22 protein-coding genes are annotated in these 25,029 nt (G+C 58.3%); 18 read left to right on the forward strand and 4 right to left on the reverse strand.

From position 1 onward, the window contains the following. Window positions 1–442 precede the first annotated feature (442 nt). Entirely contained in the window at window positions 443–1,732 is a 1,290-nt protein-coding gene (gene gltA / locus ACYZT5_RS33280; protein WP_462049060.1) for a citrate synthase, read from the reverse strand. Window positions 1,733–2,095: 363 nt separating this feature from the next. On the opposite strand from gltA, the gene sdhC reads away from it, so the two are divergent. The 12 genes from sdhC (at window position 2,096) to ACYZT5_RS33340 (ending at window position 16,509) form a co-directional block, all read left to right on the forward strand. Continuing rightward, window positions 2,096–2,470 (forward strand): succinate dehydrogenase, cytochrome b556 subunit, encoded by a 375-nt coding sequence (sdhC, locus tag ACYZT5_RS33285; protein ID WP_033053500.1) that lies wholly within the window; start codon window positions 2,096–2,098, stop codon window positions 2,468–2,470. Next, window positions 2,464–2,832, forward strand: a complete 369-nt coding sequence (sdhD, locus tag ACYZT5_RS33290; RefSeq protein WP_027922414.1) for a succinate dehydrogenase, hydrophobic membrane anchor protein — start codon at window positions 2,464–2,466, stop codon at window positions 2,830–2,832. Before sdhC ends, sdhD begins: the two co-directional genes overlap by 7 nt. Before the next feature lie 3 nt (window positions 2,833–2,835). Further along, window positions 2,836–4,611 carry a succinate dehydrogenase flavoprotein subunit gene (gene sdhA, locus ACYZT5_RS33295; protein ID WP_462049061.1) on the forward strand — a complete coding sequence of 592 codons (1,776 nt, stop codon included), beginning with the start codon at window positions 2,836–2,838 and terminating at the stop codon, window positions 4,609–4,611. A gap of 11 nt (window positions 4,612–4,622) precedes the next feature. After that, window positions 4,623–5,327: a succinate dehydrogenase iron-sulfur subunit gene (locus ACYZT5_RS33300; protein ID WP_140893366.1), complete on the forward strand. Its 705-nt coding sequence runs from the start codon at window positions 4,623–4,625 to the stop codon at window positions 5,325–5,327. A gap of 262 nt (window positions 5,328–5,589) precedes the next feature. Further along, complete coding sequence (locus ACYZT5_RS33305; protein ID WP_462049062.1) at window positions 5,590–8,421, forward strand: 2-oxoglutarate dehydrogenase E1 component; 2,832 nt, start codon at window positions 5,590–5,592, stop codon at window positions 8,419–8,421. Between the two features lie 42 nt (window positions 8,422–8,463). Further along, the gene (gene odhB / locus ACYZT5_RS33310) at window positions 8,464–9,681 is read left to right on the forward strand and encodes a 2-oxoglutarate dehydrogenase complex dihydrolipoyllysine-residue succinyltransferase (protein ID WP_462049063.1); all 1,218 of its coding nucleotides are present in this window, start codon (window positions 8,464–8,466) and stop codon (window positions 9,679–9,681) included. A 110-nt stretch (window positions 9,682–9,791) separates the two neighbouring features. Continuing rightward, window positions 9,792–11,228 carry a dihydrolipoyl dehydrogenase gene (lpdA, locus tag ACYZT5_RS33315; protein ID WP_462049064.1) on the forward strand — a complete coding sequence of 479 codons (1,437 nt, stop codon included), beginning with the start codon at window positions 9,792–9,794 and terminating at the stop codon, window positions 11,226–11,228. Window positions 11,229–11,428: 200 nt separating this feature from the next. Beyond that, window positions 11,429–12,595 (forward strand): ADP-forming succinate--CoA ligase subunit beta, encoded by a 1,167-nt coding sequence (gene sucC, locus ACYZT5_RS33320; RefSeq protein WP_008148602.1) that lies wholly within the window; start codon window positions 11,429–11,431, stop codon window positions 12,593–12,595. Further along, entirely contained in the window at window positions 12,595–13,476 is an 882-nt protein-coding gene (sucD, locus tag ACYZT5_RS33325) for a succinate--CoA ligase subunit alpha (RefSeq protein WP_007898976.1), read from the forward strand. Before sucC ends, sucD begins: the two co-directional genes overlap by 1 nt. Before the next feature lie 422 nt (window positions 13,477–13,898). Beyond that, window positions 13,899–15,212, forward strand: a complete 1,314-nt coding sequence (gene brnQ, locus ACYZT5_RS33330; RefSeq protein WP_462049065.1) for a branched-chain amino acid transport system II carrier protein — start codon at window positions 13,899–13,901, stop codon at window positions 15,210–15,212. A 158-nt stretch (window positions 15,213–15,370) separates the two neighbouring features. After that, window positions 15,371–16,108 carry a DUF599 domain-containing protein gene (locus ACYZT5_RS33335; protein ID WP_462049066.1) on the forward strand — a complete coding sequence of 246 codons (738 nt, stop codon included), beginning with the start codon at window positions 15,371–15,373 and terminating at the stop codon, window positions 16,106–16,108. Further along, window positions 16,108–16,509, forward strand: a complete 402-nt coding sequence (locus ACYZT5_RS33340; RefSeq protein WP_462049067.1) for an MAPEG family protein — start codon at window positions 16,108–16,110, stop codon at window positions 16,507–16,509. Before ACYZT5_RS33335 ends, ACYZT5_RS33340 begins: the two co-directional genes overlap by 1 nt. A gap of 75 nt (window positions 16,510–16,584) precedes the next feature. Here the strand turns inward: ACYZT5_RS33340 and ACYZT5_RS33345 are convergent, their stop codons facing one another. Further along, entirely contained in the window at window positions 16,585–16,818 is a 234-nt protein-coding gene (locus tag ACYZT5_RS33345; RefSeq protein ID WP_462049068.1) for a hypothetical protein, read from the reverse strand. 159 nt (window positions 16,819–16,977) lie between these two features. On the opposite strand from ACYZT5_RS33345, the gene ACYZT5_RS33350 reads away from it, so the two are divergent. The 4 genes from ACYZT5_RS33350 to ACYZT5_RS33365 all read left to right on the forward strand — a co-directional run bounded on the left by ACYZT5_RS33350 (window position 16,978) and on the right by ACYZT5_RS33365 (window position 20,684). Beyond that, the gene (locus ACYZT5_RS33350; protein WP_033055901.1) at window positions 16,978–17,454 is read left to right on the forward strand and encodes a PaaI family thioesterase; all 477 of its coding nucleotides are present in this window, start codon (window positions 16,978–16,980) and stop codon (window positions 17,452–17,454) included. After that, window positions 17,451–17,903, forward strand: coding sequence for a PaaI family thioesterase (locus ACYZT5_RS33355; protein ID WP_462049069.1), 453 nt, complete (start codon window positions 17,451–17,453; stop codon window positions 17,901–17,903). Before ACYZT5_RS33350 ends, ACYZT5_RS33355 begins: the two co-directional genes overlap by 4 nt. Window positions 17,904–17,984: 81 nt before the next feature. Beyond that, window positions 17,985–19,889, forward strand: coding sequence for a molecular chaperone HtpG (gene htpG, locus ACYZT5_RS33360; RefSeq protein ID WP_462049070.1), 1,905 nt, complete (start codon window positions 17,985–17,987; stop codon window positions 19,887–19,889). Window positions 19,890–19,955: 66 nt separating this feature from the next. After that, window positions 19,956–20,684 (forward strand): dienelactone hydrolase family protein, encoded by a 729-nt coding sequence (locus ACYZT5_RS33365; protein WP_462049071.1) that lies wholly within the window; start codon window positions 19,956–19,958, stop codon window positions 20,682–20,684. Window positions 20,685–20,811: 127 nt separating this feature from the next. Here the strand turns inward: ACYZT5_RS33365 and ACYZT5_RS33370 are convergent, their stop codons facing one another. Together ACYZT5_RS33370 and ACYZT5_RS33375 are read right to left on the reverse strand one after the other, a co-directional pair. Continuing rightward, window positions 20,812–21,699, reverse strand: a complete 888-nt coding sequence (locus ACYZT5_RS33370; RefSeq protein ID WP_462049072.1) for a pirin family protein — start codon at window positions 21,697–21,699, stop codon at window positions 20,812–20,814. Between the two features lie 61 nt (window positions 21,700–21,760). Then, the gene (locus ACYZT5_RS33375) at window positions 21,761–22,177 is read right to left on the reverse strand and encodes an OsmC family protein (protein ID WP_462049073.1); all 417 of its coding nucleotides are present in this window, start codon (window positions 22,175–22,177) and stop codon (window positions 21,761–21,763) included. A 277-nt stretch (window positions 22,178–22,454) separates the two neighbouring features. Here ACYZT5_RS33375 and ACYZT5_RS33380 point away from each other — a divergent pair, with 277 nt between their 5' ends. Both ACYZT5_RS33380 and ACYZT5_RS33385 read left to right on the forward strand, forming a co-directional pair. Then, window positions 22,455–23,831, forward strand: a complete 1,377-nt coding sequence (locus ACYZT5_RS33380) for a pyridoxal-phosphate dependent enzyme (RefSeq protein WP_462049074.1) — start codon at window positions 22,455–22,457, stop codon at window positions 23,829–23,831. After that, on the forward strand, window positions 23,828–25,006 hold the full coding sequence (locus tag ACYZT5_RS33385) for a cystathionine gamma-synthase (RefSeq protein ID WP_462049075.1): 1,179 nt from the start codon (window positions 23,828–23,830) through the stop codon (window positions 25,004–25,006). The genes ACYZT5_RS33380 and ACYZT5_RS33385 overlap by 4 nt, the downstream gene beginning before the upstream one ends. Window positions 25,007–25,029 lie beyond the last annotated feature (23 nt).

A 25,029-nucleotide genomic window follows, 5' to 3' on the forward strand; every position in this document is an offset into this window, starting at 1 on the left:
TTTCGCCCCTGACGTACGGTGCCTCGCCCAGGCTCGGCATGCCCTCGCTCCGGTCCTGCTCCGCGGGCACGCCGCCATCGGCCATCCATGGCCGGGGGCGGCTAACCCGGCATCCATGCCGGGTTGCCCACTGCGCAGAACCTCCACTCTGCCTTCCGACGGGGCAGATCAAGATCAAAAGCCAAAGCCAAAGCAAGATCAACAGCCCCCACCGCTCACTCACTGATCGTTCCCACGCTCCGCGTGGGAATGCATCCCGTGACGCTCCGCGTCACCAATGTGCAGGACTTAAGTCGTGCACCGGAAGCGGGGCGCGGAGCGTCCCCGGCGGCATTCCCACGCGGAGCGTGGGAACGATCAGGTTCATCGCACAAACAAAAACGGCCTCTATTTTATAGAGGCCGTTCCCGGTGCAGCTTAAGACGTTATCGCAAGGCAGTTCTTATTTGCGGTCTTCCAGCTTGGTGATGTCACGCGACTCGTAGCCGGTGTACAGCTGGCGCGGACGGCCAATCTTGTACGGGCTGGAGAGCATTTCTTTCCAGTGGGAGATCCAGCCGACAGTCCGCGCCAGAGCGAAGATCACGGTGAACATGCTGGTTGGGATGCCGATCGCCTTGAGGATGATCCCCGAGTAGAAGTCGACGTTCGGGTACAGCGAGCGTTCGATGAAGTACGGGTCGGTCAGGGCGATCTCTTCCAGGCGCATGGCCAGTTCGAGTTGCGGATCGTTGGTGATGCCCAGTTCTTTCAGTACTTCGTCGCAGGTCTGCTTCATTACTGTGGCGCGTGGGTCGCGGTTTTTGTAAACCCGGTGACCGAAGCCCATCAGTTTGAACGGATCGCTCTTGTCCTTGGCCTTGGCGATGTACTTGTCGATGTTCGACACATCGCCAATTTCATCGAGCATGGTCAGAACAGCTTCGTTCGCGCCGCCGTGGGCAGGGCCCCACAGTGCAGCGATGCCGGCGGCGATACAGGCGAACGGGTTGGCACCCGAAGAGCCGGCCAGGCGTACGGTTGAGGTCGATGCGTTCTGCTCGTGGTCGGCATGGAGGATGAAGATCTTGTCCATGGCGTTGGCGAGTACCGGGCTGATCGGTTTGATCTCGCACGGGGTGTTGAACATCATGTGCAGGAAGTTTTCCGCGTACGTCAGGTCGTTGCGCGGGTACATCATGGGTTGGCCCATGGAGTACTTGTAAACCATCGCTGCCAGGGTTGGCATCTTGGCAACCAGGCGGATCGCGGAGATTTCGCGATGCTGCGGGTTGTTGATGTCCAAGGAGTCGTGGTAGAAGGCCGAGAGGGCGCCGACTACACCGCACATGACGGCCATCGGGTGGGCGTCGCGACGGAAACCGTTGAAGAAAGTCTTCAACTGCTCGTGAACCATGGTGTGGTTCTTCACGGTGCTGACGAACTGGGCCTTCTGTTCTGCGGTCGGCAGTTCGCCGTTGAGCAGCAGATAGCAGGTTTCCAGGTAGTCCGACTTTTCAGCCAGCTGTTCGATCGGGTAGCCGCGGTGCAGCAAGATGCCGTTGTCGCCGTCGATATAGGTGATCTTCGACTCGCAGGAAGCTGTCGACATGAAACCAGGGTCAAAGGTGAAACGGCCCGTGGCCGTCAGGCCCCGAACATCGATAACATCGGGACCAACGGTGCCGGTTAAAATGGGCAGCTCGACGGGGGCTGCGCCCTCGATGATCAACTGCGCTTTTTTGTCAGCCATGTGGCCTCCTATTTATGCTTGAAATCATCAGACAGACCCCCCACGCAGGGCCCGCACCACTATAGTGAGATAAATTCGAATGTCAATTTGCCTAAAGTCTTGCTCCAGAAGGCTTTAACCTGACTTTTTCCTCGAAATTGACTGCCATTTACGCCTTTTATACGACTTGTGCAATGAGCTATTAGGGGAAGGCGATTGCGTTGTCATTAGTAGCCTAACTGTCTATACTCGGCCTCCGACCGCCAGGGGCTTTTGGGCCTGCTTTACTGGGGGTCGCACTCCCTGGGTGGTGGGTACCTGACCAGTGCACTCCCCAACAACTTTGCCCTGATTGTTAGGGGCTCTTCAGTGTGAAAAAAAGCCGTGAATAGCCAACGACCTGTAAACCTAGACCTAAGGACCATCAAACTCCCAGTCACTGCTTACACGTCCATTCTTCACCGAATCTCCGGAATCATCCTCTTTGTCAGCCTGGCCATCATGCTTTATGCATTGGACAAGTCGCTCGACTCGGAAGAAGGCTTCGGTCAGGTGAAAGCGTGTCTGACCAGTCCGCTAGCCAAGCTAGTGACATGGGGCATCCTGTCCGCCTTGCTGTATCACTTGGTTGCCGGTGTGCGCCACTTGATGATGGACATGGGCATCGGCGAGTCGCTTGAGGGCGGCAAACTGGGCTCGAAAATCGTTATCGCCGTTTCCGTGGTGGTAATCGTTCTGGCAGGAGTTTGGATATGGTAACTAACGTCACGAACCTGTCGCGTTCGGGCCTCTATGACTGGATGGCACAACGTGTGTCTGCGGTCGTTCTCGCGGCTTATTTCATATTCCTGATCGGATACGTCGTTGCCCATCCTGGCATCGGCTACGCCCAATGGCATGAACTGTTCGCAAGCAACTGGATGCGTATTTTCAGTCTCCTGGCCCTCGTTGCCCTCGGCGCTCACGCCTGGGTCGGCATGTGGACCATCGCGACCGACTACCTGACGCCAATGGCGTTCGGCAAGTCCGCGACTGCAATACGTTTCCTCTTCCAGGCGGTATGCGGCGTCGCGATGTTCGCGTACTTCGTCTGGGGTGTGCAGATTCTTTGGGGTATCTGATTCATGTCTAATACAGTTAACACGCTTTCGTTCGACGCCATCATCATTGGCGGCGGCGGTGCTGGCATGCGCGCTGCGCTGCAGCTGGCACAAGGTGGTCACAAGACTGCCGTAGTTACCAAGGTTTTCCCGACTCGTTCGCACACCGTATCCGCCCAGGGTGGCATCACCTGCGCCATCGCCTCGGCAGATCCGAACGATGACTGGCGCTGGCACATGTACGATACCGTCAAGGGTTCCGACTATATCGGTGACCAGGACGCTATCGAATACATGTGTTCCGTAGGCCCGGAAGCGGTCTTCGAACTCGAGCACATGGGCTTGCCGTTCTCCCGTACCGAACAAGGCCGCATCTATCAGCGTCCGTTCGGCGGTCAGTCGAAAGACTTCGGTAAAGGTGGCCAGGCTGCCCGTACGTGCGCTGCTGCCGACCGTACCGGTCACGCGCTGTTGCACACCCTGTACCAGGCCAACCTCAAGGCCGGCACCGTATTCCTCAACGAATACTACGGTGTCGACCTGGTGAAGAACGAAGATGGTGCCTTTGTCGGCATGATCGTCATCTGCATCGAAACCGGCGAAACCTCCTACGTCCGCGCTAACGCCACCGTACTGGCGACCGGCGGTGCAGGTCGTATCTACTCGTCCACCACCAATGCCCTGATCAACACCGGTGACGGCGTCGGCATGGCTCTGCGTGCTGGCGTGCCGGTACAAGACATTGAAATGTGGCAGTTCCACCCAACCGGCATCGCCGGCGCTGGTGTACTGGTTACTGAAGGTTGCCGCGGTGAAGGCGGTTACCTGATCAACAAGCACGGCGAGCGTTTCATGGAGCGTTATGCTCCGAACGCCAAAGACCTTGCTGGTCGTGACGTGGTTGCTCGCTCGATGGTTAAAGAAATCATCGCCGGCAACGGTTGCGGTCCGGATGGCGACCACGTAATGCTGAAACTCGATCACCTCGGTGAAGAAGTTCTGCACAGCCGTCTGCCAGGCATCATGGAACTGTCCAAGACTTTCGCCCACGTCGATCCAGCCGTGGCGCCGATTCCGGTCGTTCCAACTTGCCACTATATGATGGGCGGCGTGCCGACCAACATTCACGGTCAGGCAATCACTCAGGACGCCGACGGCGTTGACCAGATCATCCCGGGCCTGTTCGCAGTAGGCGAAGTGGCCTGCGTATCGGTTCACGGTGCCAACCGTCTGGGCGGTAACTCGCTGCTCGACCTGGTGGTATTCGGTCGTGCTGCCGGCCTGTTCCTGGAACAGACCCTGAAAGAAGGCGTCGATTACACTCGCGCTCGCCAGTCCGACATCGACGCTGCCCTGGCACGTCTCGATGGCCTGAACTCGCGTACCGAAGGCGAAGACGTCGCCACCCTGCGTAAAGAGCTGCAAAACTGCATGCAGAACTACTTCGGTGTATTCCGTACCGGCGAATACATGCAGAAGGGTATTGCTCAGCTGGCTGATCTGCGTGGCCGTATCGCCAACGTCAAGATCAACGACAAGAGCCAGGCGTTCAACACTGCTCGTATCGAAGCTCTGGAATTGCAGAACCTGCTGGAAGTGGCCGAAGCTACCGCCATCGCCGCAGAGATCCGCAAAGAGTCCCGCGGCGCTCACGCCCGTGAAGACTACGAAGATCGCGACGACGAAAACTGGCTGTGCCACACCCTGTACTTCCCGGGTGACAAGCGCGTCACCAAGCGTGCTGTGAACTTCTCGCCGAAGACTGTTCCGACTTTTGAACCTAAGATTCGGACTTATTAAGGGTGGCCGCCATGTTGCAAGTCAGTGTTTATCGCTACAACCCTGATCAGGACGCTGCGCCGTTCATGCAGGAATTTACGGTCGATACCGGTGGTAAAGACCTGATGGTGCTGGACGTGCTGGCCCTGATCAAAGAGCAGGACGAAGGTTTCTCCTATCGTCGCTCTTGCCGTGAAGGTGTTTGCGGTTCCGACGGCATGAACATCAACGGCAAAAACGCTCTGGCGTGCGTCACGCCGCTGTCCGCTGTCGTAAAAGGTAACAAGCTGATCGTTCGTCCTCTGCCAGGTTTGCCGGTTATCCGTGACCTGGTCGTCGATATGAGCATCTTCTACAAGCAATACGAGAAGGTTAAGCCATACCTGCAGAACGACACGCCGGCTCCGGCCATCGAGCGTCTGCAGACCCCTGAAGAGCGTGAAAAGCTCGACGGTCTGTACGAGTGCATCCTGTGCGCTTGCTGCTCGACCTCTTGCCCGTCCTTCTGGTGGAACCCGGACAAGTTCCTGGGTCCAGCTGCTCTGCTGCAAGCGTATCGCTTCCTGGCGGACAGCCGCGACACCAAGACTGCCGAGCGTCTGGCTTCGCTGGATGACCCGTTCAGCGTATTCCGCTGCCGCGGGATCATGAACTGCGTCAACGTCTGCCCGAAAGGCCTGAACCCGACTAAGGCCATCGGTCACGTACGTAACATGTTGCTGCAAAGCGGCGTGTGATTCAGCTGCTGTAAACGTAGGACCGCTGTACCCGTAGATGCTACGGCGCAGGCTTCAACCGGCGCCGTAGTTTTAACCTGAGCAGCAGCTTATAAGGCTGCGGCTCTTATTTTGAAGAAATGAGACAAGCAGGGGCATCCGGGCTGGTACCCGGACTATCAGCGTGATCCTAAGTGGCTTGTTTTAGTCGCTGCATTCGGACTTCTGCAAGTGTGCTCGGTGTCAACGCCGGTGGTGTTCCCCTAACCGAGGGTGACCAAGCATGCAAGAAAGCGTGATGCAGCGCATGTGGAACAGCGCCTACCTATCCGGTAGTAACGCTGCCTATGTGGAAGAGCTCTATGAGCTCTACCTGCACGACCCTAACGCTGTGCCAGAAGAGTGGCGCACCTACTTCCAGAAGTTGCCTGCTGACGGCAACACTGCCACCGATGTTTCGCACTCGACAATTCGCGATCATTTCGTCTTGCTGGCAAAGAACCAGCGCCGCGCCCAACCGGTTTCCGCCGGCAGCGTGAGCAGTGAGCACGAGAAGAAGCAAGTTGAAGTGCTGCGATTGATCCAGGCCTACCGTATGCGTGGCCACCAGGCAGCCCAGCTTGACCCGCTGGGGCTGTGGCAGCGTCCTGCACCTGCAGACCTGTCGATCAATCATTACGGCTTGACCAATGCCGATCTTGATACGACCTTCCGTGCCGGCGACCTGTTCATCGGCAAAGAGGAGGCGAGCCTACGCGAAATTCACGAAGCGTTGCAGCAGACATATTGCCGCACCATCGGCGCTGAATTCACGCATATCACCGATTCCGAGCAGCGCCAGTGGTTCCAGCAGCGTCTGGAAAGCGTGCGTGGTCGTCCGACGTACTCCGCCGACATCAAGAGCCACCTGCTCGAGCGCGTCACGGCCGGTGAAGGCCTGGAAAAATACCTGGGCACCAAATACCCGGGCACCAAGCGTTTCGGTCTGGAAGGCGGCGAAAGTCTGATTCCGATGCTCGATGAGCTGATCCAGCGTTCCGGTTCCTACGGCACCAAGGAAATCGTCATCGGCATGGCTCACCGTGGCCGTCTGAACGTGCTGGTCAACACCTTCGGCAAGAACCCGCGCGAGCTGTTCGACGAGTTCGAAGGCAAGAAGAAGGTCGAGCTGGGTTCCGGTGACGTTAAATATCACCAGGGCTTCTCGTCCAACGTCATGACCACTGGCGGTGAAGTTCACCTGGCCATGGCGTTCAACCCGTCCCACCTGGAAATTGTATCTCCAGTGGTCGAAGGTTCGGTTCGCGCCCGTCAGGATCGTCGCAACGACCCTACCGGTGAGAAGGTTCTGCCGATTTCCATCCACGGTGACGCGGCATTCGCCGGTCAAGGCGTGGTCATGGAAACCTTCCAGATGTCGCAGACCCGCGGTTTCAAGACCGGCGGCACCGTGCACATCGTGATCAACAACCAGGTCGGTTTCACCATCAGCAACCCGCTGGACTCGCGTTCCACCGAGTACGCGACTGACGTTGCGAAGATGATCCAGGCACCGATCCTCCATGTGAATGGTGATGATCCGGAAGCCGTATTGTTCGTGACCCAGTTGGCCATCGACTACCGCATGCAGTACAAGCGCGACGTGGTGATCGACCTGGTCTGCTACCGTCGTCGCGGCCACAACGAGGCCGACGAGCCAAGCGGTACCCAGCCTCTGATGTATCAGCAAATCGCCAAGCAGCGCACCACGCGTGAACTGTATGCCGATCGCCTGACCCAGAGCGGTGTACTGGACGTTGAGCGTGTTCAGGCGAAAGTCGACGAATACCGCAACGCGCTGGACAACGGTTTGCATGTTGTAAAAAGCCTGGTCAAAGAGCCGAACAAAGAGTTGTTCGTGGACTGGCGTCCGTATCTGGGCCATGCCTGGACCGCGCGTCACGACACTCGCTTCGATCTGAAAACCTTGCAGGAACTGTCCGCCAAGCTGCTGGAAATTCCGGAAGGCTTCGTGGTTCAGCGCCAGGTCTCGAAAATCTACGAAGACCGTCAGAAGATGCAAGTCGGCGGCCTGCCGATCAACTGGGGTTACGCCGAAACCATGGCGTACGCGACCCTGGCGTTCGAAGGTCACCCGATTCGCATGACGGGTCAGGACATCGGTCGCGGTACGTTCTCGCACCGTCACGCCGTCCTGCACAACCAGAAAGACTCGGGTACCTACATCCCGCTGCAAAACCTGTACAAGGGCCAGCCACGTTTCGACCTGTACGATTCGTTCCTGTCCGAAGAAGCCGTACTGGCGTTCGAATACGGTTACTCGACCACCACGCCTGAAGCGCTGGTTCTCTGGGAAGCCCAGTTCGGCGACTTCGCCAACGGTGCCCAGGTGGTTATCGACCAGTTCATTACCAGTGGCGAGCACAAGTGGGGCCGTCTCTGCGGTCTGACCATGCTGCTGCCGCACGGTTATGAAGGTCAGGGTCCGGAGCACTCTTCGGCTCGTCTGGAGCGTTACCTGCAACTGTGCGCCGAGCACAACATTCAGGTAGCGGTGCCGACCACGCCGGCTCAGATCTACCACTTGCTGCGTCGTCAGGTGATTCGCCCGCTGCGCAAGCCATTGATAGTCCTGACGCCGAAGTCGCTGCTGCGTCACAAACTCGCAGTCTCGACGCTGGAAGATCTGGCTGAAGGTTCGTTCCAGACCGTTATCCCGGAAATCGATGTTCAAGACCCGAAAAAGGTCGAGCGCATTGTTCTGTGTAGCGGCAAGGTCTACTACGACCTGCTGGAAAAACGCCGTGCCGAAGGTCGTGATGACATCGCCGTCGTGCGTATCGAGCAGCTGTACCCATTCCCTGAGGACGACTTGAACGAAGTCCTGGCTCCGTACACCAACCTCAAACATATCGTTTGGTGTCAGGAAGAGCCGATGAACCAGGGTGCCTGGTACTGCAGCCAACACCACATGCGTCGCATCGTTGGCAATCACAACAAGTCTCTCGTACTCGAGTACGCGGGCCGTGATGCCTCTGCTGCACCTGCTTGTGGTTACGCATCGATGCACGCTGAGCAGCAAGAAAAACTGCTGCAAGACGCCTTTACTGTTTAACGCCTTCGCGCACTTGAAACCGAATTTAAGGACCCACAGATAATGGCTATCGAAATCAAAGCCCCCACTTTCCCGGAATCGGTTGCCGATGGCACCGTTGCCACCTGGCACAAAAAGCCGGGCGACGCCGTCAAGCGCGATGATCTGATCGTCGACATCGAAACCGACAAAGTCGTACTGGAAGTGTTGGCCACCGCTGACGGCGTGCTGGGCGCTATCGTCAAGAACGAAGGCGACACCGTTCTGTCCGACGAAGTCCTGGGCTCCATTGGCGAGGGCGGTGCTGCTGCCGCTCCAGCCGCAGCTGCTCCGGCCGCCGCACAGGCTGCTGCTCCAGCCGCCGAAGGCGAAGACGATCCGGTTGCTGCACCGGCTGCTCGCAAGCTGGCTGAAGAGAACGGCATCAACATCGCTTCCGTTGCCGGTACTGGCAAAGGCGGTCGTGTAACCAAGGAAGACGTAGTAGCCGCTGTTGCCGCCAAGAAAGCCGCTCCGGCTGCCGCGCCTGCCAAGGCTGCTGCTCCTGCCGCCGCTGCTCCAGTGTTCGCCGCCGGTGACCGCGTTGAAAAACGCGTTCCAATGACCCGTCTGCGTGCCAAGGTTGCCGAGCGTCTGGTTGAAGCTCAGTCGAACATGGCGATGCTGACCACGTTCAACGAAGTCGACATGACCGAAGTCATGGCGCTGCGTTCGAAGTACAAGGACCTGTTCGAGAAGTCTCACAACGGCGTGCGCCTGGGCTTCATGTCGTTCTTCGTGAAAGCGGCCACCGAAGCGTTGAAACGCTTCCCGGCTGTCAACGCCTCGATCGACGGTGCCGACATCGTTTACCACGGCTACGCCGACGTTGGTGTGGCTGTTTCCAGCGACCGCGGTCTGGTTGTACCGGTTCTGCGTAACGCCGAACTGATGAGCCTGGCTGAAATCGAAGGCGGCATCGCCACCTTCGGCAAGAAGGCTCGTGACGGCAAACTGTCGATGGACGAGATGACCGGCGGTACTTTCACCATCACCAACGGTGGTACCTTCGGTTCGATGATGTCGACCCCGATCGTCAACCCGCCACAAGCGGCCATCCTGGGCATGCACAACATTCTGCAGCGTCCTATGGCGATCAACGGTCAGGTTGTTATCCGTCCGATGATGTACCTGGCTCTGTCCTACGATCACCGTCTGATCGATGGCAAAGAAGCTGTGACCTTCCTGGTTACCATCAAGAACCTGCTGGAAGACCCGGCTCGTTTGCTGCTGGATATCTGATTTCGTTGCATGGGCCGTCCAGTGATGGACGGCCCTTCTGTAATGACCAGCTTCGTCCCACGACGGTCCTCAAAAGGGGCCGTCCGGTTTGATTCGAGAAGGAATGACACATGACTCAGAAATTCGACGTGGTAGTGATTGGCGCGGGCCCTGGCGGCTACGTGGCTGCCATTAAAGCAGCGCAACTGGGCCTCACCACTGCCTGCATCGAGAAATACACCGACAAGGAAGGCAAACTGGCCCTCGGCGGTACTTGCCTGAACGTCGGCTGCATTCCATCCAAGGCGCTGCTGGACAGCTCCTGGAAATACAAGGAAGCCAAAGAAGGCTTCGCGATCCACGGTATCAATCACGCTGGCGTGACCATGGACGTGGCGGCAATGGTTGGCCGTAAAGCCAACATCGTCAAAGGCCTGACCTCTGGCGTAGCCACCCTGTTCAAGGCGAACGGCGTCACTTCCCTGCAAGGCCACGGCAAACTTCTGGCCGGTAAGAAAGTTGAACTGACCAAGCCAGACGGCACCGTCGAAATCATCGAAGCCGAGAACGTGATTCTGGCTTCGGGCTCGCGTCCGATCGACATTCCACCAGCTCCGGTCGACCAGAACGTGATCGTCGATTCGACTGGCGCGCTGGAATTCCAATCGGTACCTAAGCGTCTGGGCGTGATCGGCGCTGGCGTAATCGGTCTGGAACTGGGTTCGGTCTGGTCGCGTCTGGGTTCTGAAGTCGTTGTTCTGGAAGCGCTGGAGAAGTTCCTGCCAGCCGCTGACGACGCGGTTTCCAAAGAAGCCTACAAAACCCTGACCAAACAAGGTCTGGACATCAAGCTGGGCGCTCGCGTCACCGGTTCCAAAGTGAACGGCAACGAAGTTGTCGTGAACTACACCGATGCCAATGGCGAACAGAACATCACGTTCGACAAGCTGATCGTTGCCGTTGGTCGCCGTCCAGTGACCACTGAACTGCTGGCATCTGACAGCGGTGTGAACATCGACGAGCGTGGTTTCGTTTTCGTTGACGACCAGTGCGCGACCAGCGTGCCGGGCGTTTACGCGATCGGTGACGTGGTTCGCGGCATGATGCTGGCGCACAAGGCGTCCGAAGAAGGCATCATGGTGGTTGAGCGCATCAAGGGCCACAAAGCCCAAATCAACTATGACCTGATCCCGTCTGTTATTTATACTCACCCGGAAATCGCGTGGGTCGGCAAAACCGAGCAGACCTTGAAAGCTGAAGGCGTTGAAGTTAACGTCGGCACTTTCCCGTTCGCAGCCAGTGGCCGTGCCATGGCAGCCAACGACACCGGCGGTTTCGTGAAAGTCATTGCTGATGCCAAGACTGACCGCGTATTGGGCGTCCACGTGATTGGCCCGAGCGCTGCAGAACTGGTTCAGCAGGGCGCGATCGGTATGGAATTCGGCACCAGTGCTGAAGACCTGGGCATGATGGTTTTCTCCCATCCGACCCTGTCCGAAGCCTTGCACGAAGCAGCTTTGGCTGTGAATGGCGGCGCCATTCACATTGCCAACCGCAAGAAGCGTTAAGACAAGACAATAAGAAACCACGGCGGAAGGCCCGTCGTGAGCCTTGCGTGCAAGACTCACCGCGGAATGTCCGCCGGACGCAGCCTTGCGTAGTCTCACCGGTTATCCGGAACACCTACGCAAGCAGCAGTCACAGGTGGTGCGGCACTTGAACAAGTGCAGCACCGAATGCGCAGTACCTAACGAAGACGGTAATAAGCATGAATCTTCACGAGTATCAGGGTAAGCAGCTGTTCGCTGAATACGGCCTGCCAGTATCCCAGGGTTTCGCCGTAGACACCCCGGAAGCAGCAGCAGAAGCGTGCGACAAGATCGGCGGGACCGAATGGGTTGTCAAAGCCCAGGTTCACGCAGGTGGTCGCGGTAAAGCGGGCGGCGTTAAGCTGGTTCGCAGCAAAGAAGACGCCAAAGCATTCGCTCAACAGTGGTTGGGCAAGCGTCTGGTGACTTACCAGACTGATGCCAATGGTCAGCCAGTCACCAAGATCCTGGTTGAATCGTGCACTGATATCGCTAAAGAGCTGTACCTGGGCGCTGTCGTTGACCGTTCGAGCCGTCGCATCGTGTTCATGGCTTCCACCGAAGGTGGCGTGGACATCGAGAAAATCGCTCACGACACCCCTGAGAAAATCCTCAAGGCTACTATCGATCCACTGGTTGGCGCTCAGCCATTCCAGGGTCGCGAGCTGGCATTCCAGCTGGGTCTGGAAGGCAAACAAGTTGCTCAGTTCGCCAAGATCTTCGTAGGTCTGGCCAAGCTGTTCAAGGATCACGACCTGGCTCTGCTGGAAGTGAACCCGCTGGTGATCAAGGCTGACGGCGATCTGCATTGCCTCGACGCCAAGATCAACATCGACGCCAACGCCATGTACCGTCAGCCTAAGCTGAAGACTTTCCACGATCCGTCGCAAGACGATCCGCGCGAAGCGCACGCTGCCAAGTTCGAACTGAACTACGTAGCGCTGGAAGGCAACATCGGTTGCATGGTCAACGGTGCTGGCCTGGCCATGGGTACCATGGACATCGTCAACCTGCATGGCGGCAAACCAGCCAACTTCCTCGACGTGGGCGGCGGTGCTACCAAAGAACGCGTTACCGAAGCGTTCAAGATCATCCTGTCCGACACTAACGTCGCTGCAGTATTGGTCAACATCTTCGGCGGCATCGTTCGTTGCGACATGATTGCCGAAGGCATCATCGGCGCTGTGAAAGAAGTCGGCGTGAAAATCCCGGTTGTTGTTCGCCTTGAAGGCAACAACGCTGAGCTGGGCGCTAAAGTACTGGCAGAAAGCGGTTTGAACATCATCGCTGCTACCAGCCTGACCGACGCTGCTCAACAAGTTGTCAAAGCTGCGGAGGGCAAATAATGAGCGTCCTGATCAATAAAGACACCAAAGTTATCTGCCAGGGTATTACCGGTTCGCAAGGTAGTTTCCACACCCAGCAAGCCATCGAATACGGCACCAAGATGGTCGGTGGTGTTACTCCTGGTAAAGGCGGCACCGAGCACCTGGGTCTGCCAGTGTTCAACACCGTGAAAGATGCTGTAGCTGCCACTGGCGCCACCGCCAGCGTGATCTACGTTCCAGCTCCTTTCTGCAAAGACTCCATCCTGGAAGCAGCCTTCGGCGGCATCAAGCTGATCGTTTGCATCACTGAAGGCATTCCTACCCTGGATATGCTGGATGCCAAGGTCAAGTGCGACGAGCTGGGCGTAGTCCTGATCGGTCCTAACTGCCCAGGCGTGATCACTCCAGGCGAATGCAAGATCGGCATCATGCCAGGTCACATTCACTTGCCAGGTAAAGTCGGTATCGTTTCCCGTTCCGGCACCCTGACCTACGAAGCTGTGAAGCAGACGACTGACGCCGGTTTCGGTCAGTCGACTTGCGTCGGCATCGGTGGTGACCCGATCCCGGGTTCGAACTTCATCGACATCCTGAAGCTGTTCCAGGAAGACCCGAAGACCGAAGCGATCGTAATGATCGGTGAGATCGGCGGTTCGGCTGAAGAAGAAGCGGCTGCCTACATCAAGGCAAACGTGACCAAGCCGGTTGTTTCCTACATCGCTGGTGTGACTGCCCCTGCAGGCAAGCGCATGGGCCATGCTGGCGCAATCATCTCTGGCGGCAAAGGCACTGCAGACGAGAAGTTTGCTGCCCTGGAAGACGCAGGCGTTAAAACCGTGCGTTCGCTGGCAGACATCGGCAAGGCTTTGTCCGAGCTGACCGGTTGGGCGATCAAGTAAGCCTCGCGCTTATCTGACGCTTCACCAAACAAAGGCCACCTTCGGGTGGCCTTTGTCATTTCCGGGTGATCGTTCCCACGCTCCCGCGTGGGAATGCCGCCGGGGACGCTCCGCGTTCCGCCTTTGAATGTGACGCAGAGCGTCACGGGATGCATTCCCACGCGGAGCGTGGGAACGATCTGCGCCGAGGTTGGAAATTTAGATATGTAAACGCGACATAGAAATGTCGCGTATCGGATACTTCGCACCCTAACAGTGCGTTTGTCGGGCAAATTCGTTAGGCTAGCAGCCATTTTTGCGTCCGCGGCCCACAAGGTTGCTACGCGCTAAACGGGTCAGTCCTATACGGACCGACAGCATTTCCCTCACCCCTCAGGGAAATCCCTCTCTAAATTCCGATTCAGTAGTGTGGTATTTCCTTAATGAAAGTGTTGAAAGGCCAGGACATCCTGGCACTTGGTTTTATGACGTTTGCCCTGTTTGTCGGGGCTGGCAACATCATCTTCCCGCCTATCGTCGGTCTGCAGTCCGGTCCAAATGTCTGGATGGCGGCGCTGGGCTTTCTGATCACCGCGGTCGGTCTGCCAGTGATCACCGTTGTCGCCCTGGCCAAGGTCGGTGGCGCCATGGATGCCTTGAGCAGCCCGATCGGTAAAGTCGCCGGTGGCCTGCTGGCGGCCGCGTGTTACCTCGCTGTCGGCCCGCTGTTCGCGACACCGCGCACCGCCACCGTGTCGTTCGAAGTGGGCCTGGCGCCGTTGACCGGCGAGAGCCCGCTGGCGTTGTTCCTCTACAGTTCGGTGTACTTCCTGCTGGTGTTCTTCATCTCGCTTTATCCAGGCCGTTTGCTGGATACCGTAGGACGTTTCCTCGCGCCGCTGAAGATCATCGCCCTGGCCGCTCTCGGCATCGCAGCGTTTGCATTGCCAGCCGGTGATGTCGGCGTGGCCACCCCGGAATACGTGGCGGCACCGTTCTCCCAAGGCTTCATCAATGGTTACCTGACCATGGATACCCTGGGCGCGCTGGTATTCGGCATTGTCATCGTTAATGCGATCCGTTCCCGAGGCGTCGAGTCGCCGGTGTTGATTACCCGTTACGCGATCATTGCCGGGCTGATTGCCGGCGTGGGCCTGGCGCTGGTTTACGTCAGCCTGTTCCGTCTCGGTTCGGGCAGCCATGAAGTGGCTGCGGGTGCTACCAACGGCGCAGCGGTATTGCACGCTTACGTGCAACACACCTTCGGCTCTCTGGGCAGCGGTTTTCTGGCGGTGCTGATCTCCCTGGCCTGTCTGGTGACGGCGGTGGGTCTGACCTGTGCCTGCGCCGAATACTTCAGCCGTGTGCTGCCGCTGTCCTACAAGACATTGGTCATCATCCTGGCCGTGTTCTCGCTGCTGGTGTCCAACCTGGGCCTCACCAAGCTGATTGCGTTCTCGATCCCGGTGCTGACCGCGATCTACCCGCCGTGCATTGCCCTGGTAGCCCTGAGCTTCTGCAAGGACTTCTGGCATGAGCAGGGCCGCATCGTCGGCCCGGTGATGCTGGTGTCGTTCATCTTCGGCCTGATCGACGCCCTCAAAGGCGCAGGCCTGGCGGACTGGATGCCGACTCAGTTGTCCCACCTGCCGCTTAGCGAGCAAGGCCTGGCCTGGCTGGTGCCGTCGGTCATGACCCTGGTCGTCGCGGTGGTTTGCGATCGCATGCTGGGCAAGCGCGAAGAAGCACTGGCTTAAGCCGATTCATGGCCTGCCACAAGCAGGTCTTGAACACACATGGAAATGCCCCGTATCAATCGATACGGGGCATTTTTTTTGGAGTCGGTGCAGTGTCTTTTTCCTTGAGCTAACGTCGAAGCACTACTTGCTTTGCCAAATACATCACAAGGACCTGCATGTCGTTCATCCACGCCAATATCATCCACATCCTCGCCGCGCTCTGGTTCGCCATCTGCTGGGGCGGCTACACCCGTTATGCGTCGTGGAAGGGCCGCGACACCGCGTGTCTGGCCAGTGTGCTGCACCTTTATCGCGAAGACTGGATGCGCCGGATGCTGCTGCGCGACAACCGCATCGCCGACGCCAGCGTGATCGGTAACCTGGAGCGCAACGCCTCGTTCTTCGCCTCCAGCACACTGATTATCCTGGCCGGCATTCTCACGGTGCTCGGAGCCTCCGACAGGGCGGTGTCGTTGTTGGCGGATATCCCGATGGTGCAGCAGGCCTCTCAAGGAATGTCGGAGATCAAGTTGCTGTGCCTGGCGCTGGTGTTTGTCTATGCGTTCTTTACGTTCAGCTGGTGCATGCGCCAGTACAACTTCGCCGCGATTCTGATTGGTTCGGCGCCAATGATTGGTGAGCGCCACGTTTCCGAACAAGAGCGCAAAGCCTTTGCTGCCCGAGCGGCCCGCGTTATCTCGATGGCCGCCAACCAATTCAACTTTGGCCTGCGCTCTTACTACTTCGGCATGACCATGCTGGCCTGGTTCGTCAGCCCGTGGTTGTTCATGTTGATGAGTGCCGGCGTAGTGCTGGTGTTGTACCGCCGGGAGTTTCATTCCGACGTTCTCGACGTGATGGTCTATACACCTACAGAGGCGCCATTGCCCGAGGCGAACAAAGAGGCCGCTTAATGAGTATTCCGTTCTGGTGTGTGTTTATCAGTGCCTTGCTGATTTTCGTGGCAAAGATTCCCGTGGCCAAAGCGATGAACGAGCAGGGCGGATATGACAACCACCTGCCGCGTCAGCAACAGGCGCAACTGACAGGCTTTGGTGCCCGAGCACTAGCGGCGCATCAAAACTGTTTTGAGGCGTTCATCTTGTTCTCGGTGGGGGTGTTGATGGCTCACACCACGCAGACGGCGGGGTGGCTTATCGACTTGCTGGCAATCATCTTCGTGATTACGCGAATCATTTATTTGCTGTGCTATTGGGTTGATCTGGCCTGGCAACGGAGTCTGGTGTGGTTCGTCGGACTAGTGTGTTCGTTGCTGTTGATGATTAGTCCGACTTTTAGAACTATTTTGCTGTAATACCTGCGGTGCAAAAAAAGCAGACAAAAGAAAACCCGCACTTGGCGGGTTTTCTTTATCACGCTAAAAACTGTTTTAGTTTTTAGGTGCTTCTTTTGTGGCTGCTTCGTTCGATTCAGCCTGAGCTTTGGCGGCTTCGGCGTTTTCTTTCGCAGCGTCGTTCACTTTATCCTGAGCTTTGTTCATGTCTTGCTGAGCTTGCTCAGCATGTTGGTTAGCATCTTGAGCTTTGTCCTCGGATTTTTTATCGCAGGCAGCGAGACCGAGGGAAGCGGTCAACATCAAGGCAATAGCTAAAGTCTTACGCATGGGGTGTTTCTCCTTATGGAAAATATCTATCTGGCCTTTCGAACGCAGCCCGCAGTGTTAAGTTCCTCAATTCATACAGATATATAAGATTATTCCGACGGGAACTTTTACTAAAAGCGCCTAGTGCGTTGCCTGAACACTAAGAAGAGTTTGATCAAAATGGCCGAAAACCCCGTTTTTGAGCGCGCTACGCGATTTCTATCAGCGCTGCGACATTGTCAGGTACTTGGGCTGCGGGTTCACAGCGCCAGCAGCGAAGGGCTAACCGTCATCCTGCCGTACAGTCCTCAAATTGTGGGCAACCCGCAAACCGGCGTGATCCATGGCGGGGCGCTGACCTCGCTGATGGACACTGCGTGCGGCATGTCGACCCTTTGTGTGCTGCCTGAATTTGAGGTCTGCCCGACTCTCGACCTGCGCATCGACTACATGCACGCCGCTGAACCTCACAAAGATGTCTACGGTTTTGCTCAGTGCTACCGGGTGACCACGGATGTGATCTTTGCCCGCGGTTTCGCCTATCAAGACGATCCCGAGCAACCGATCGCCCACGTGGTGGGCACCTTCATGCGCATGGGAAAAGCCATCAAAGGTACTAAAGGCTTTGGCGGCGTCATTGCCGGAGGTGCGAAATGACCGACGCCTTCAAGGAACAACTTCAGAAGGCACATGAGCAGGGCGACTACGCCTCGCTGCTGCACCTGATTCCTTACGCCAAACTGATCGGCGTCGAATGTTCGCGGGAGGGGGATGATCTGCTGTTCCGCTTGCCGGCCAACAAGGACAACATTGGTAACCCTTTATTGCCGGCGATTCATGGCGGTGTGATCGCCGGGTTCATGGAGCTGTCCGCAGCGTTGCACCTGCTGATTTTCACCGGTTCGCCAGGCGTGCCGAAGATCATCGACTTCTCCCTCGACTACCTGCGTGCGGGGCAGTTTCGCGACACCTGGGCCCGATGCCAGGTTTGCCGTCAGGGTCGCCGGGTGGCCAACGTTGCGATTACGGCCTGGCAAAGTACCGAAGCCGAACCGATTGCCACCGCCCGCGCTCATTTCAAAATTGAAGAGCCCTTGAAATCCTGAACTCAGCCCCAAACTCTGATGACAACCCGCCGTCGACCCTGAAGGTCGCGGCCACTGCCATCTGATTGGAGTTTGATGACCATGAGTGTGGAAACTCAAAAGGAAACCCTGGGCTTCCAGACCGAGGTGAAGCAGCTGCTGCACCTCATGATCCATTCGCTGTATTCCAACAAGGAAATTTTCCTTCGCGAATTGATCTCGAACGCCTCTGACGCTGTCGACAAATTACGTTTCGAAGCCCTGTCCAAGCCTGCATTGCTGGAAGGTGGCGCCGAGCTGAAAATCCGTGTGAGCTTCGACAAGGACGCTAAAACCGTCACCCTCGAAGACAACGGCATCGGCATGAGCCGAGAAGAGGCGATCACCCACCTGGGTACCATCGCCAAATCCGGCACTGCCGATTTCATGAAACATCTCTCCGGCGATCAGAAAAAAGACTCGCACCTGATCGGTCAGTTCGGTGTGGGTTTCTACTCTGCATTCATCGTCGCCGACAAAGTTGACGTGTTCAGCCGTCGTGCCGGCGATGCTGCCAGCGAAGGCGTGCACTGGGCGTCCAAGGGCGAAGGCGAATTTGAAGTTGCCACCGTTGAGAAAGCCGAGCGCGGCACCCGCATCGTCCTGCACCTGAAGTCCGGTGAAGACGAGTTCGCCGATGGCTGGCGTCTGCGCAACATCATCAAGAAGTACTCCGACCACATCGCTCTACCGATCGAGTTGCCGAAAGAAGTGGCAGCCGTTGAAGGCGAAGAGAAACCGGCCGTTGAATGGGAAACCGTCAACCGCGCCAGCGCCCTGTGGACCCGTCCGCGTACCGAGGTCAAGGACGAGGAATACCAGGAGTTCTACAAACACGTCGCTCACGATTTCGAGAACCCGCTGAGCTGGAGCCACAACAAGGTCGAAGGCAAGCTCGAATACAGCTCGCTGCTCTACGTGCCGGCCCGTGCTCCGTTCGACCTGTACCAGCGTGAAGCGCCGAAAGGCCTGAAGCTGTATGTGCAGCGCGTGTTCGTGATGGATCAGGCCGAGTCGTTCCTGCCGCTGTACCTGCGCTTCATCAAAGGTGTGGTCGATTCCAACGACCTGTCGCTGAACGTGTCGCGGGAAATCCTGCAGAAAGACCCGATCATCGATTCCATGAAGTCGGCGCTGACCAAGCGCGTTCTGGACATGCTGGAAAAACTGGCGAAGAACGAGCCTGAGCAATACAAAGGCTTCTGGAAAAACTTCGGTCAGGTCATGAAAGAAGGCCCGGCAGAAGACTTCGCCAACAAAGAGAAAATCGCTGGCCTGCTGCGTTTCGCATCGACCAACGGTGATGAAGGCGAGCAAGTGGTGGGTCTGGCCGAATACCTGGCTCGCGCCAAGGAAGGTCAGGACAAGATCTACTACCTGACCGGCGAAACCTACGCGCAAGTCAAAAACAGCCCGCACCTGGAAGTCTTCCGCAAGAAAGGCATCGAAGTGCTGCTGCTGACCGACCGCATCGACGAGTGGCTGATGAGCTACCTCAGCGACTTCGACGGCAAAAGCTTTGTCGACGTGGCTCGCGGTGACCTGGATCTGGGCAACCTGGACTCGGAAGAGGACAAGAAAGCTGCGGAAGAAGTCGCCAAGTCCAAAGAAGGCCTGGTTGAGCGTCTGAAAACTGCACTGGGCGACTCCGTTGCTGAAGTGCGGGTTTCGCACCGTCTGACCGATTCCCCGGCGATTCTGGCCATTGGCGAGCAGGACCTGGGCATGCAGATGCGTCAGATCCTGGAAGCCAGCGGGCAGAAGGTTCCGGAATCGAAGCCGATCTTCGAATTCAACCCGGCTCACCCGCTGATTGAGAAGCTCGACAACGAGCAGAGCGACGAGCGTTTCGGCGACCTGTCGCACATTCTCTTCGATCAGGCGGCCTTGGCAGCCGGTGACAGCTTGAAAGACCCGGCGGCGTACGTGCGCCGTCTCAACAAGCTGCTGGTTGAACTGTCGGTTTAACTGCGTTGTACAAAAACCCGCTTCGGCGGGTTTTTTTATTCTGGTGTCTTTTACTGGGAGTAAGTCATGAGCCAAATCACTGTTCGTTCCGTCGCTTATGAGATTGATGGCCAATTGTATGAAAGCCGTCTCGCCTTCGACGCCGACCATAAAGGCCCGCGTCCGGGGTTGTTAATGGCGCCGAACTGGATGGGCGTTAGCGCCGGTGCCGAGGAGATCGCCAAGTCCGTGGCGTCCAAGGGTTATGTGGTGCTGATCGCGGACCTCTATGGCCAGTCGGTCCGTCCGCAGAACGGCGACGAGGCGGGTGCGGCGATGATGCCGCTGAAGAACGACCGCGCATTGCTGCGCAAGCGTATGGCGGCGGCCTTCGAGCAATTGCAGGCCCAGGGCGAGGCGGCAGTCGATACCGCGAAGCTGGCGACGTTCGGTTTCTGCTTTGGCGGTTGCTGTGCGCTGGAGTTGGCCCGCACGGGTGCGCCAGTGAAAGCGGCGGTGTCGTTCCATGGCTCGCTCGATACGCCGAACCCGGCGGACGCCAAAAACATCAAAGGCTCGGTACTGGTGCTGCACGGCGCATCCGATCCATTGGTGCCGAAAGACCAACCGCCGGCGTTTGAAGAAGAAATGAATGCGGCGGGCGTGGATTGGCAACTGCTGAGCTACGGTGGCGCGGTGCATTCCTTCACCGATCCGCATGCCAATGTGCCGGGCATGATGATGTATGACGCGAAGACGGCGGGGCGTGCGTTTACGTCGATGCATAATTTGCTGGATGAAGTGTTTAAAGGCTGATAGCTGCTCTCGGCCCTGACACTGATCGTTCCCACGCTCTGCGTGGGAATGCCTCTAGGGACGCTCCGCGTCCAGTGACGCGGAGCGTCACGGGCTGCATTCCCACGCAGAGCGTGGGAACGATCAGTTACAGGGGAGTTGGCGGGCTTCGGTGTTTCGGCAACTCAATCCGCTCACTTTCACCCGGCACCGTCGGCCAATCCCCGGCCGCCCAGCGCCGACGAGCCTCATCGATCAGCGCCGGATCACTCGCCACAAAATTCCAGTTGATCCGCCGTGGCCCATCCAGCGGTGCACCGCCAAACAGCACGGCATGACAGTCGCTTTCAGCGAACAGCGTCATCTCTTCCCCAGCAGGCAACACCACCAGCGAATGCGGTTCTATCAGCTCGCCATCCAGTTGCACCTCGCCGTCCAGCACATACAACGCCCGCTCTTCATGCTCGGTAGGAATCAGCAGCGTCGTCGCCGTTTGCAGGTTCAGTTCGGCATACAGCGTCGGAGAAAGCACCGGGACCGGTGATTCCAGGCAAAAGCCTGACCCGGCAATCATCCGGATCTTCACCCCAAGGTTATCGCTGACCGGCAGCGTGGCCGCCGGATAGTGACTGTAGTGTCCCGGACCGTGTTCTTTATCTTTCGGTGAGGCCAGCCAAATCTGTAAGCCGTGCATCGTGAAGCCCTTGTCCCTCAACGCCTCAGGCGTGCGCTCGACGTGGGCAATTGCGCTGCCTGCAGTCATCCAGCTGACATCGCCGGCGTCCACCACTTGATCGGAGCCGAGGCTGTCCTTGTGCTGGATTTGCCCTTCGAACAAGTAGGTGAGGGTGGACAGACCAATGTGCGGATGCTGTCGGATGTTCATACCTTTACCCGCCGGATAACGGGTCTGCAGCATGTGGTCAAAAAACACGAAAGGCCCGACGCTGCGGCATTTGGCTGACGGCAGCGGGCGAAGAATCGGCTGGCCTTCGACATCTTCGGCGCGGGGGCGGATCACGAGTGGAGTGTTCATGGTGCATTCCAGGCTAAGCGGGTGACGCGTGGAGCATAACCCGCCTGCACAGCCCTTGCCGCTATTGGCTGAAAGCACCTTCGGACAGATGGGTTTCGATACTCACCTCAGTGGTGGTCATCAGCTTGTGGACCGGGCAACGGTCGGCCACGCGGTGCAGCTCATCGCGCTGGGCGTCGGTGAGCACACCCTTGAGTGTCAGTTTGATGTGCAGGGCATATTTACCTTTCTGCTCTTCGCTGTTGTCACGTTTGACCTCGACCGTGACACCGGTCAGCGGGATGTCTTTCTTCTTCGCGTACATCTTCAGGGTCAGGGCCTTGCAGGCACCCAGGGCTGCATCGAAGTAATCGTGTGGCTCGGGCGCCGAGCCTTCGCCGCCGGCGGATGTCGGTACGTCGGCAAAGAGTTCGTGGTCATCGATCTGGACGCTGTGACGAAAACCTTCGGTGGAGACGGTGTTGACGGTGACAGTCATGGGAAACCTCGTAGGCAGCAGGAAAAGTCATTCGATCAAAAAAGACCTTGAAGTTATAGAGCAGTCCTACTGATGCACGTTCCACTTTCTTACAGGCTGAACCAGGTTGCGACTGCGGACTTTGTCGTTCAGGCAATGCTACCGGCTGGCTGTGCACGGTTGCGGGAGGCGCCATCCCGGCCTATGGTCCAAGCGAGACTTTGCCTGTGACTGGCGCGCGATGATTCGCCGCCGGTTGCTGTCCATCCAGTGCTGATTTCCGTAGCGAGGTGACGACATGCCCACTGACTCCCGTCCCGCCGTACTCGAACTGATCGGCAATACGCCGCTGGTGCGCGTCAGCCGTTTCGATACCGGCCCGTGCACGCTGTTCCTCAAGCTCGAATCGCAGAACCCCGGCGGTTCGATCAAGGATCGCATCGGCCTGGCGATGATTGACGCCGCCGAGCGCGATGGCCGCCTGCGACCCGGCGGCACCATCGTCGAGGCCACCGCCGGCAACACCGGCCTCGGCCTGGCCCTGGTCGGCCGTGCCAAGGGTTACCGGGTGGTGTTGGTGGTGCCGGACAAGATGTCCACCGAGAAGGTCCTTCACCTCAAGGCGATGGGCGCCGAGGTGCACATCACCCGCTCCGACGTCGGCAAGGGTCATCCCGATTATTACCAGGACGTTGCTGCGCGGCTGGCGCAGGAAATTCCCGAGGCCTTCTTCGCCGATCAGTTCAACAACCCGGCCAACCCGCTGGCCCACGAATGCAGCACTGCGCCGGAGATCTGGGCGCAGACTCAGCATGATCTGGACGCCATCGTCGTTGGCGTCGGTTCGGCCGGCACACTGACCGGGCTGACCCGCTTCTTTCGCCGCGTGCAGCCGAATCTGACCATGGTGCTGGCCGATCCGGTCGGCTCGGTGATGGCCGAATACAGCCGCAGCGGCACCCTCGGCACACCCGGTTCGTGGGCGGTGGAGGGCATCGGCGAGGACTTCATTCCGTCGATTGCCGACCTGTCCAGCGTGAGCCACGCCTATTCGATCAGCGACGAGGAAAGCTTCGATCATGCCCGCCAACTGCTGCGCGCCGAAGGCATACTCGGCGGCTCTTCGACCGGCACGTTGCTGGCGGCAGCGTTGCGTTACTGCCGCGAGCAAACCGAGCCGAAGCGGGTCGTCAGCTTCGTCTGCGACACTGGCACTCGCTACCTGTCGAAGGTCTACAACGACCAGTGGATGAACGATCAGGGCCTGCTGCAGTACAAACATTACGGCGATCTGCGCGACCTGATCTCACGGCGCTTCGAGGATGGCCGGGTGATCAGCGTGGGCCCGGACGATACGCTGCTCACCGCTTTCCAGCGCATGCGCCTGGCTGATGTCTCGCAACTGCCGGTGCTCGAGGGCGGACAGCGGCTGGTTGGCGTGATCGACGAGTCCGATATTCTGCTTGGCATGCAAGAAGATGCCTCGCACTTTCGCACGAGCGTGTCCAGCGCGATGACCGATAAGCTTCAAACCCTGCCTCCCGGCGCCAGCCTGGCGGAACTACGGGCGGAGCTCGACCGTGGGCTGGTGGCGATCATCGCCGACGGCTCGGGCTTTCACGGCTTGATTACTCGAGTCGACATGCTCAATCACTTACGGAGATCCCTTGCATGAGTCAACACGATGAAACCGCTGTACCACGCGCCTTCGCCACCCGTGTGATCCATGCCGGGCAGACGCCCGACCCTTCCACCGGGGCGCTGATGCCGCCGATTTACGCCAACTCCACCTATTTGCAGCAGAGCCCCGGCGTGCACAAGGGTTTCGATTACGGGCGCTCGCACAACCCGACGCGCTTTGCGCTGGAGCGTTGCGTCGCGGACCTCGAAAGCGGCACCCAGGCCTTCGCGTTCGCCTCCGGGCTGGCGGCGATCTCCACGGTGCTCGAGCTGCTCGACGCGGGCTCGCACATCGTCTCCGGAAATGATTTGTACGGCGGCACCTTTCGACTGTTCGACAAGGTGCGCAAACGCAGCGCCGGGCATCGCTTCAGCTTCGTCGATCTGACTGACCTGGCGGCATTCGAGGCGGCGTTGCAGGACGACACGAAGATGGTCTGGGTCGAGACGCCAAGCAATCCCTTGCTGAGCCTGACGGACCTCGCCGCTGTCGCGCGCATCTGTCGCGCGCGAGGCATCATCTGTGTGGCCGACAACACGTTTGCCAGCCCCTGGATACAGCGCCCGCTGGAGCTTGGCTTCGACATCGTGCTGCACTCGACCACCAAGTACCTGAATGGCCACTCCGACGTGATCGGCGGCATCGCGGTGGTCGGACAAAACGCAGACCTGGCAGAGCGTCTGGGTTTCCTGCAGAACTCAGTAGGCGCTATCGCCGGGCCGTTCGACGCTTTCCTCACCCTGCGCGGCGTGAAGACCCTGGCGCTGCGCATGGAACGCCACTGCAATAACGCGCTGGATCTGGCGCAATGGCTGGAGCGTCAGCCGCAGGTGGCGCGCGTTTACTATCCGGGCCTGCCGTCGCACCCGCAGCACGAACTGGCGCAGCGGCAGATGCGCGGTTTCGGCGGGATGATTTCCCTCGATCTGAACAGCGACCTGGCGGGCGCCACGCGTTTCCTCGAGAGCGTGCGGATCTTCGCTTTGGCCGAAAGCCTGGGCGGGGTGGAAAGCCTGATCGAACACCCGGCGATCATGACCCACGCCAGCATCCCCGCAGACACCCGCGCGCAACTCGGCATCGGCGATGCGTTAGTACGTTTGTCAGTGGGGGTCGAGGATGTCGAAGACCTGCGCGCCGACCTGGCCCAGGCGCTGGCGAGAATTTGAAAAAAAACAGGCATAAAAAAATC

The sequence above is a fragment of the Pseudomonas sp. LB3P14 genome, from assembly GCF_054898045.1.